At 76.3% G+C, this 9,420-nt stretch carries 8 protein-coding genes; all 8 read left to right on the forward strand.

Features of this window, described 5'->3' with window-relative positions:
- Positions 1 to 18: 18 nt before the first annotated feature.
- The 8 genes from KBY19_RS25735 to rfaE2 all read left to right on the forward strand — a co-directional run bounded on the left by KBY19_RS25735 (position 19) and on the right by rfaE2 (position 9,248).
- Entirely contained in the window at positions 19 to 1,734 is a 1,716-nt protein-coding gene (locus KBY19_RS25735; protein ID WP_210955299.1) for a carbamoyltransferase C-terminal domain-containing protein, read from the forward strand.
- On the forward strand, positions 1,731 to 2,825 hold the full coding sequence (locus tag KBY19_RS25740; RefSeq protein ID WP_210966802.1) for a glycosyltransferase family 2 protein: 1,095 nt from the start codon (positions 1,731 to 1,733) through the stop codon (positions 2,823 to 2,825). Before KBY19_RS25735 ends, KBY19_RS25740 begins: the two co-directional genes overlap by 4 nt.
- Positions 2,822 to 3,529 (forward strand): HAD-IIIA family hydrolase, encoded by a 708-nt coding sequence (locus tag KBY19_RS25745; protein ID WP_099886512.1) that lies wholly within the window; start codon positions 2,822 to 2,824, stop codon positions 3,527 to 3,529. The genes KBY19_RS25740 and KBY19_RS25745 overlap by 4 nt, the downstream gene beginning before the upstream one ends.
- Positions 3,526 to 4,656: a glycosyltransferase family 9 protein gene (locus KBY19_RS25750; protein WP_099881017.1), complete on the forward strand. Its 1,131-nt coding sequence runs from the start codon at positions 3,526 to 3,528 to the stop codon at positions 4,654 to 4,656. The genes KBY19_RS25745 and KBY19_RS25750 overlap by 4 nt, the downstream gene beginning before the upstream one ends.
- A complete protein-coding gene (locus KBY19_RS25755; protein WP_099881019.1) occupies positions 4,653 to 5,618 on the forward strand; it encodes a glycosyltransferase in 966 nt (321 codons plus the stop codon). Before KBY19_RS25750 ends, KBY19_RS25755 begins: the two co-directional genes overlap by 4 nt.
- Positions 5,618 to 6,922, forward strand: coding sequence for a glycosyltransferase (locus KBY19_RS25760; protein ID WP_099881021.1), 1,305 nt, complete (start codon positions 5,618 to 5,620; stop codon positions 6,920 to 6,922). The genes KBY19_RS25755 and KBY19_RS25760 overlap by 1 nt, the downstream gene beginning before the upstream one ends.
- 156 nt (positions 6,923 to 7,078) lie before the next feature.
- Entirely contained in the window at positions 7,079 to 7,741 is a 663-nt protein-coding gene (locus KBY19_RS25765; RefSeq protein WP_099881023.1) for an SIS domain-containing protein, read from the forward strand.
- A gap of 43 nt (positions 7,742 to 7,784) precedes the next feature.
- A complete protein-coding gene (gene rfaE2 / locus KBY19_RS25770; RefSeq protein WP_210966803.1) occupies positions 7,785 to 9,248 on the forward strand; it encodes a D-glycero-beta-D-manno-heptose 1-phosphate adenylyltransferase in 1,464 nt (487 codons plus the stop codon).
- The last annotated feature ends 172 nt before the right edge of the window (positions 9,249 to 9,420 follow it).

Raw genomic sequence — 9,420 nt, forward strand, 5'->3', positions numbered from 1 at the left:
TCCGGCGAAAGGCAGACCATGCGTGTTCTCGGTATCAACGCCCTCTTCCACGACCCGGCAGCCGCGCTCGTCATCGACGGACACACGGTCGCCGCCGCGGAGGAGGAGCGGTTCTCCCGCCGCAAGCACGGCAAGCGGCCGGTGCCGTTCGCCGCCTGGGAGCTGCCCTGCAAGTCCGCGGCGTGGTGCCTGGCCGAAGCGGGGCTGCGGCCGCAGGACATCGACGCGGTGGCCTACTCCTTCGACCCGGACCTGGCCAAGCCCGCCGCCGACATGGAACTCGACGACCCGTGGGACCCGCTGCGGCTGACGTACGCGCGGGAGGCGCCGTCCTTCCTGTGCGACGCGCTGCCCGGCCTCGACCGCGAGAAGGTGCACTTCGTCCCGCACCACATGGCGCACGCGGCCTCCAGCGCGTTCGCCGCGCCGCACGCCGAGCGGTCCTCGGTGCTGGTGGTGGACGGGCGCGGCGAGTCGACGTCCCATCTGGCGGCGCGGCGCCGCGGCGCGGCCGTCGAGCCGCTGCACAGTCAGCAGCTGCCGCACTCGCTCGGCCTCGTCTACGAGGAACTGACCGAGCACCTGGGCTTCCTGCGCTCCAGCGACGAGTACAAGGTGATGGCGCTGGCCTCCTACGGCAGGCCGCGGATGGCCGCCGAGCTGGCCAGGTATGTGCACTCCACCGGGGACGGCGGGTTCGTCGCCAAGGACGTGCCCTGGGAGAGCTTCGCGCCCCGGGCCCGCCCGGGGCAGGACTGGACGCAGGAGCAGGCGGATCTGGCGGCCGGCGCCCAGCGGGTACTGGAGGACACGCTGCTGGACATGGTGCGCTGGCTGCACGGCCGCACCCACGACGAACTGCTCACCATGGCGGGCGGTGTGGCGCTCAACTGCGTGGCCAACGCGCGGCTGGCCGCCGAGGGCCCCTTCTCGCGGGTATGGGTGCAGCCGGCGGCCGGGGACGCCGGTACGGCGCTGGGCGGTGCGCTGGCGCTGGCCTCCAGGGGCGGGGACACGACCGCGCCGATGGGCGGGGCCGACCTGGGGCGGCAGTGGGACGAGGCGCAGCTGCGCGAGTGGCTCACCACCGCCGGGGTGCCGTTCGAGCGGCCCGACGACGTGGCCGAGACGGTGGCGCAGGCCCTCGCCCAGGACGCGATCGTCGCCTGGTTCCAGGGGCGCTCCGAGTACGGGCCGCGCGCGCTGGGCCACCGCTCGCTGCTGGCGCACCCCGGACGGGCCGAGAACCTGGAACGCCTCAACGATGTGAAGGGCCGCGAGCAGTTCCGTCCCGTGGCGCCGATGGTGCTGAAGGAGCGGGCACCGGAGATCTTCGAAGGCCCGCTACCGAGCCCCTACATGCTGTTCGTCCACGACGTACGGCCCGCCTGGCTGGACCGCATCCCCGCCGTGGTGCACACCGACGGCACCGCGCGCATCCAGACCGTCGACCGCGAGCAGGAGCCCTTGGTCGCCCGGATGCTGGCGGCGTTCGAGCGGCGCACCGGGCTGCCGGTCGTGGTCAACACCAGCCTGAACACGGCGGGGCGGCCGATGGTGGACGACCCGCGTGACGCGCTGGAGTGCTTCGGCTCGTCACCCGTGGATCTGCTCGCCATCGGCCCGTACGTGGTGCGGCGCGCGAGCTTCTTCCACCGGCCCGAGGAGACCGCGCAGCCCGCCGGGGCCCCGCGCCCCGAAAGGCTCGACGCCGTACGAGGGGAGTCCACGTGAGCACCGGACAGCCGGACGCCGAGCCCGGGTTCGCCGTCGTCATCCCCACCCTGGGCCGGCCGTCGCTGGCCGGGACGCTCAGAGCGCTGGCCGACGCCGGCCCGCCGCGCCCGCGCCGGATCGTGCTGGTGGACGACCGGCCGGCCCGCGCGTGCGGTCCGCTGCCGGTCGAGGTGCCGGACGAACTGGCCCCACTGGTCGAGGTGGTGCCGGGCACGGCAGCCGGGCCCGCCGCGGCGCGGAACGTGGGCTGGCGGACGGTCGGCGAGGAGTGGATCGCCTTCCTGGACGACGACGTGCTCCCCGGCGAGCGGTGGACGCGGCGGCTCGCCGCCGACCTGGCCGCTGCCGGTCCCGACACGGCCGGCAGCCAGGGCCGCATCACCGTCCCGCTGCCCGCGCACCGGCGGCCCACGGACTGGGAGCGCAACACGGCCGGACTCGCCGACGCGCGCTGGATCACCGCCGACATGGCCTTCCGGCGGGTGGCGCTGGAGGCCGTCGGCGGCTTCGACGAACGCTTCCGCCGCGCCTTCCGCGAGGACGCCGACCTGGCGCTGCGGCTGTTGGCCGCCGGATGGCGGCTGACGGAAGGCGAGCGGCACACGGTGCACCCGGTGCGGCCCGCCGACCGCTGGGTCTCGGTGCGCGCCCAACGCGGAAACGCCGACGACGTGTTGATGAACCGCATCCACGGCCCCGGCTGGTGGCGGCGCGCCGGAGCCGCCCGCGGCCGGCTGCCGCGCCATGTGGCCGTCACGGCGGCGGCGGGTGCCGCGCTCGGCGGGCTGGCCGCCGGACGCGGCCGCGCCGCGGCGGTGCTGGGCGGGATGTGGCTGCTGGGCACCGGCGAATTCCTGTACGCGCGCCTGCGCCCGGGGCCGCGCACCCGCGACGAGAGCCTCACCATGCTGCTGAGCAGCCTGCTGATCCCGCCCGTCGCCACCTACCACTGGGCAAGCGGCCGGCTGCGGGCACTGCCCGCGCGCGACAGCGGAGGGCAGCGCCCGGTCGTCCGCGGCGGGGAGCCGAGCGCCGGCGGCGGGGAGCGGCGCGTCCACGGCACCGAGGAGCGGGAGGTGTGGGCATGAACAGCCAGGCACCCGTGGAGTCTGCGCCCGCAGCCCGCAGCGCGCGCCCGGCGGCGGTGGTGCTGCGTACGGCGACCGCCACCTGGTACCAGGACGGCCCCGCAGAGCCGCTGGTACGTATCCCCCACACGAGTTCGGCACCCTGCGCGGCGGTACCGGCGTGCGGGCGGCCCCGCGCCGTCCTCTTCGACCGGGACGGCACCCTCGTGGAGGACGTACCGCACAACACCGACCCGGGGCGGATCCGGCCGCGCCCCTCCGCGCGGGAGGCACTGGCGGCACTGCGTGCTGCCGGGGTGCCGGCGGGTGTGGTGAGCAACCAGCCCGACGTCGGACGCGGCCTGCTGCGGCTGACGCAACTGGACGCGCTGCACGCGCGGATGGAGGCACTGGTGGGACCGCTCGCGGTGACCGCCGTGTGTCCGCACCGGCCGCAGGACGGCTGCGGCTGCCGCAAGCCGGAGCCCGGCCTGGTGTTCGCCGCCTGCCGGGTACTGGGGGTGCGCCCCCCGGAGACCGCCGTCGTCGGGGACATCGCCGCCGACCTCGGCGCCGCACACCGGGCCGGAGCCACCGGTGTGCTCGTACCCAACACCGCCACCCGCGCGGCCGAGACCCGCGCGGCTCCCCGCACCGCCGCACATCTGGCGGCGGCCGTCCGCGCGCTGGTCGGTGCCCCCGCCCGGCCTGGAGGCCCGACATGACCCACCCGCACACCGGCCCGCACACCGATCCGCGCACGGATTCCGGGGCCGCTGCCCCCCACACCCTCGTGGTACGGCTCGACAGCGTCGGTGACGTACTGCTGGCCGGGCCCGCCGTGCGGATGGCGGCCGCCGGTTCACGGCGGGTGACGCTGCTGGCGGGCCCGCTCGGTGAGGGCGCGGCGCGGCTGCTGCCGGGAGTGGACGAGGTGCTCACCTTCGACGCGCCCTGGGTGGGCCGCCGGCCCGCCGCCGTGGACCGCGCCGAGACCGCCACGCTGGTCGAAGCCCTCGCCCGGCGGCGCTTCGACCGTGCCCTTGTCCTCACCTCCTACCACCAGAGCCCGCTGCCCATCGCCCTGCTGCTGAAGCTGGCCGGGGTGGAGTGGGTCGGCGCGGACAGCGAGGACTACCCCGGCTCGCTGCTCGAGCTGCGGCACCGCAGGGCGGCCGGACGGCACGAGGCGGAGGCGGCCATGGACCTGGCGGCCGCCGCCGGGTTCGCGCTGCCGGAGGGCGACCACGGGGGCCTGACGATCCACCCCCCGCCGGACACCGGCCCGTTGACCGGGACCGACCCCTACGTCGTCGTCCACCCCGGCGCCTCGGCACCGGCCCGGGCCTGGAGCCGGGAGCGGGCGAGGCGCGCGGTGGCGGCGCTCGCCGACGCCGGGCACCGGGTGGTGGTCACCGGCGGTACCTCGGAGAAGGAGCTGACGGCCACCGTCGCCGGGGAACACGCGCTCGACCTGGGCGGCCGCACCGGGCTGCACGAGTTGGCGGGCGTGCTGGCCGGTGCCCGCGCGGCAGTCGTCGGCAACACCGGCCCCTCCCACTTGGCGGCTGCCGTGGGCACCCCGGTGGTCTGTCTGTTCTCCCCCGTCGTACCGGCCGACCGGTGGGCGCCGTTCGGGGTACCGCACATGCTGCTCGGCGACCAGAGCGCGCCGTGTGCCGGCACCCGCGAGGTGACCTGCCCGGTGCCGGGCCACCCGTGTCTGGACGCGGTGGACGACGCCCAGGTGCTGGCGGCGCTCGACCGGCTGCCGCCCGCCTCGCCCTCGCGGGCCCCGCACACGGCCCGCACACACCCCACGGACCGGACGGCCGAGGAGGCCCGCGCATGAGGATTCTGCTGTGGCACGTGCACGGCTCCTGGACGACGGCGTTCGTCCAGGGACCGCACACCTATCTCGTGCCCGTGCTGCCCGACCGGGGCCCCGACGGGCTGGGCCGGGCCGAGACCTTCGCCTGGCCGGAGTCCGTGCGCGAGGTCGGCCCGCGGGAGCTGGCCGAGCTGGACGTGGACGTCGTCGTGCTGCAGCGCCCGCACGAGGAGGAGCTGGCCGAGCGCCGGCTGGGCGGACGCCGTCCGGGCCGCGACATCCCGGCCGTCTACCTGGAGCACAACGCACCCGACGGTGCGGTGCCCGACACCCGCCATCCGTACGCCGACCGGGACGACGTCACGCTGGTGCACGTCACCCACTTCAACCGGCTCTTCTGGGACAACGGCACGACGCGCACCACCGTCATCGAGCACGGCATCGTCGACCCCGGCCACCGGTGGACCGGTGAGCTGGGCCGCGCGGCAGTCGTCGTCAACGACCCCGTACGGCGCGGCCGGTACGTCGGCACCGATCTGCTGCCCGCGCTGAGCGAGGCGGCGCCGCTGGACGTCTTCGGCATGCGGACCGCCGGGCTCGACGCACACCTGGGGCTGCCGCCCGAGCGCTGCCGCGCGCAGGACCTGCCCCAGGAGCAGTTGCACTCCGCGATGGCGCGGCGGCGCTTCTATCTGCACCCGGTGCGGTGGACGTCGCTGGGCCTGTCACTGCTGGAGGCCATGCACCTGGGCATGCCCGTGGTCGCGCTGGCCACCACCGAGGCGGTCGAGGCGGTGCCGGAGGGCACCGGCACGCTCTCCACCCGCCCCGAGGTGCTGGCCGAGGCGGCACGCCGGTACCTCAACGAGCCGCAGGCCGCGGCCGAGGACGGCGAACGTGCCCGGCGCGCCGCGCTGAACCGGTACGGGCTCAAACAGTTCCTGCACCGCTGGGAGGAGCTTCTCGAGGAGGTGACCCGCTGATGTCGGACCGGACAGCCCGGGCGGCCGGGACGGCCCGGAAGAAGGAGCCGCTGCGCATCGCGCTCGTCTCGGAGCACGCCAGTCCGCTGGCGGCACTGGGCGGCGCCGACGCCGGCGGCCAGAACGTCCATGTGGCGCGGCTCGCCGAGACCCTGGCCGAACAGGGGCACCGGGTGACCGTCTACACCCGCCGGGACTCCCCCGACCTGCCCGAGCGGCTGCCGATGCGGCACGGCGTGGACGTCCACCATGTGCCCGCGGGTCCGCCCCGTCCCGTACCGAAGGACGAACTGCTGCCCTACATGGGGCTGTTCGGCGCCTTCCTGTCGTCCCGGTGGGCCGCCGAGCGGCCCGATCTGGTGCACTCCCACTTCTGGATGTCGGGGCTCGCCACCCTGCAGGCCGCCCAGGACGGCCTGGTGGGCGGCCTGCCGTTCCTGCACACCTACCACGCGCTGGGCACCGTCAAGAAGCGGCACCAGGGCGACGCCGACACCAGCCCCGGCGAACGCATCCCCTGCGAGACGGCGGTCGGCACCTCCTGCGACCGGATCATCGCCACCTGCCGGGACGAGGTGGCGGAGCTGACCGCGATGCGGGTGGGCGCCGGCCACGTCTCCATCGTCCCCTGCGGTGTCGACCCGGACGTGTTCACCCCCACCGGCCCGCAGTGGCGACGCCCCACCCACCGCCCGCTGCTGGCGCACATCGGCCGGCTGGTGCCGCGCAAGGGCGCCGCGCTCTCCATCGCGGCGCTCGGCCGGATACCCGAGGCCGAACTGATCGTCGCGGGCGGCCCGAAGGGCGCGGAGCTGGACCGCGACCCGGAGGCGGTGCGGCTGCGCGAGCTGGCCCGCGAGCTGGGCGTCGCCGACCGGGTGCATCTGACCGGCGGGCTGGACCGGGAGGAGGTGCCGCGGCTGATGCGCGCGGCGGACGCCGTGCTGTGCCCGGCCGACTACGAGCCGTTCGGCATCGTCCCGCTGGAGGCCATGAGTTGTGGGACGCCCGTGGTGGCCACCGCCGTCGGGGGCCAGTGCGACACCGTCGCGCACTGCGGCACCGGACTGCTGGTGCCGCCCCGCGACCCGGAGGCGCTGGCGCACGCGGTGCGGACGCTGCTGGCGATGCCTGCCCGGGGCCGGGCGTACGGCGCCGCCGGGCGACGGCGGGTGCTGTCCCGGTACAGCTGGGCGCGGGTGGTGGCGCAGACGGAGGAGGTCTACCGGCGGGTGCTGGACGCACGCGCGACGCGGGCCGCCGCGCAGCCGGCAGCCGTACCCATGACACCGGCCGCCCGCTGAGGCAGCTCGGCCCGCCCCGGACCCGCGGCCCAGGGCCGCCCTTTCTCATCTTCCGTCTCTTCCCCGCCCGCTCCCCACAGCAGTGGTCCCCGTGGCACCGACCCGTAGCGCGAAGGAGGGAGGCCGCCGGCCGGTCCCGGCCGTCAGGCCGCCGACATGCTTCCTGCCGACCCCGCACACGCACACTGCCAGGCGCTCGAACAGGCCGTGGCCGCGTTCCGTCAACAGCACACGGCCCAGGTGACCGCCTGGGGGGAGCGGCTGGCCGAGGCGCTGCGCGCCGGTGGCCGGCTGCTGGCCGCGGGCAACGGCGGCAGCGCGGCACAGGCCCAGCATCTGACCGCCGAGCTCGTCGGCCGCTACCAGGGCGAGCGCCGGCCGTACTCCGCCATCGCCCTGCACGCCGACACCTCCGCCGTGACGGCCATCGGCAACGACTACGGCTTCGCCGACCTGTACGCCCGTCAGGTCGCGGCACACGGGCGCCGCGGAGACGTCCTGCTGCTGCTGTCCACCTCGGGGCGCAGCGAGAACCTGGTCAACGCCGCGCTGGCGGGCCGCGAGGCGGGACTGCGGGTGTGGGCGCTGACCGGGCCCGCGCCCAACCCGCTGGCGGCGGCGGCCGACGCGGCACTGTGCGTGGCGGCGGACACCACCGCGACCGTCCAGGAGGTGCACCTGGTGGCCGTGCACCTGCTGTGCGAGGCGTTCGACGCGGCGCAGGAACCGGCCGAGGACCTGCTGTCGGCCACCGCGCCGCTGCCCGCGGTCGAAGCGCCGCTGGGTGCGGCGGAAGGCGGTGGGCCGCCCCGACTGTGAACCGTGCCCCCAAGCCCCTTCCCGCAGGACGAAGGAAGCCGTCATGCCACGCAACCGCCCGCTCGTCGTCGTCGGCGACACGCTGCTGGACACCGACGTCGAGGGCCAGGCCCACCGGCTGGCGCCGGACGCTCCCGCGCCGGTGCTGGACGTGGCCGAGGAACACGACCGGCCCGGCGGGGCCGGGCTCGCCGCGACGCTGGCCGGGGCTTTCCCGCCGGACGCGGCGGGGGGATCGGAGGGGGGCCCGGAGATCGTGCTCGTCACGGCGCTCGGCCAGAGCCGGTCCGACCAGACGGTACGCGATCTGCTCACCCCCCGGGTGCGGCTGCTGGAGCTGCCGCTGCGCGGCAGTGTGCCCGTCAAGACCCGGCTGTGCGCCGACGGGCGACCGCTGCTGCGGGTGGACCGCGGCGGCGGCACCGTTGGGCCGGTGACCGACGAGGTGCGGGCGGCGCTCGCGGGGGCGCACACGGTGCTGGTCTCCGACTACGGGCGCGGGGTCGCCGCCCGGCTGCGCGCCGAACTCGCCGTACTGGCCGGACACACCCAGGTGGTGTGGGATCCCCACCCGCGCGGTGAGCCGCCGGTGCCGGGCGCCCGGCTGGTGACGCCGAACGCGGGCGAGGCCATGGCGCTGTGCTCCGGGGACCATCGGGACGCGAACGGCGACGGGCTGCACGGGCACGGGTGGCGCGGCGCGGCCCTCGCCTCGGAGTGGCGCAGCGCGGCCGTCGCGGTGACGCTGGGCAGGCGCGGCGCGGTGCTGGCCCGGCCCGGGGACGAGGCACCGCTGTACTTCCCCCCGCTCCAGGAGGTCGACGGCGACCCCTGCGGCGCGGGTGACTGCTTCGCGGCGACGGCCGCCCGGGCGCTGGCCGACGGCGCCCTGCCGGAGGAGGCCACCCATGAGGCGGTGCGGCAGTCCGGTGCGTTCGTGGCCGCGGGCGGGGTGCGCAATCCGGCGCTGTGGGGCGGTGTGCCCGCCGCCCCGCCGACGCCTCCGGTGAGCAAGACGGACGACGCGCGCGCCCTGGCCGCCTCCGTACGGGCCCGCGGCGGCACCGTGGTGGCCACCGGCGGCTGCTTCGACCTGCTGCACGCCGGGCACGTGGGGATGCTGCAGAACGCGCGCCGCACCGGCGACTGCCTCATCGTCTGCCTCAACTCGGATGTGTCCGTGCGCAGGCTCAAGGGCGAGGGCCGGCCGATCACCCCGGAGGCCGACCGGATCTCGGTGCTGGCCGGGCTCGACTGTGTCGACGCTATCGCCGTCTTCGACGAGAGCACCCCCGAGCGCCTGCTGCGGGAACTGCGCCCCCATGTGTGGGTCAAGGGCGGCGACTACGGCACGGAGCGGTTGCCGGAGGCCTCCACGCTGGAGGAGTGGGGCGGTCGCGTACTGCTCCTCCCCTACCTGGACGGCCGCTCGACCACCGCACTGGCCCGCCGCGCCGCCGGGCACCACGGCGCGGCCCGGCCCTCCGGCCTGGAGCAGTCGTCATGACGTGGCCCACGGCGCCGGTCGGCACCGCGCACCCCCAGCCGGAGCGGCGACCCGCCGACGGCGCTCGACCCGGCCGAAGGCAGCCCGGCGGTGCGTGGCGAGGGCGTCCCGGGGGTGAGCCGGAGCGGCCGGCACCGCTCGCCCTGCGGGAGGGCGCCGGCCTGGACCCGGA

The organism is Streptomyces sp. B15, from assembly GCF_018070605.1.
GTDB classification, from domain to species: Bacteria; Actinomycetota; Actinomycetes; order Streptomycetales; family Streptomycetaceae; genus Streptomyces; species Streptomyces smyrnaeus.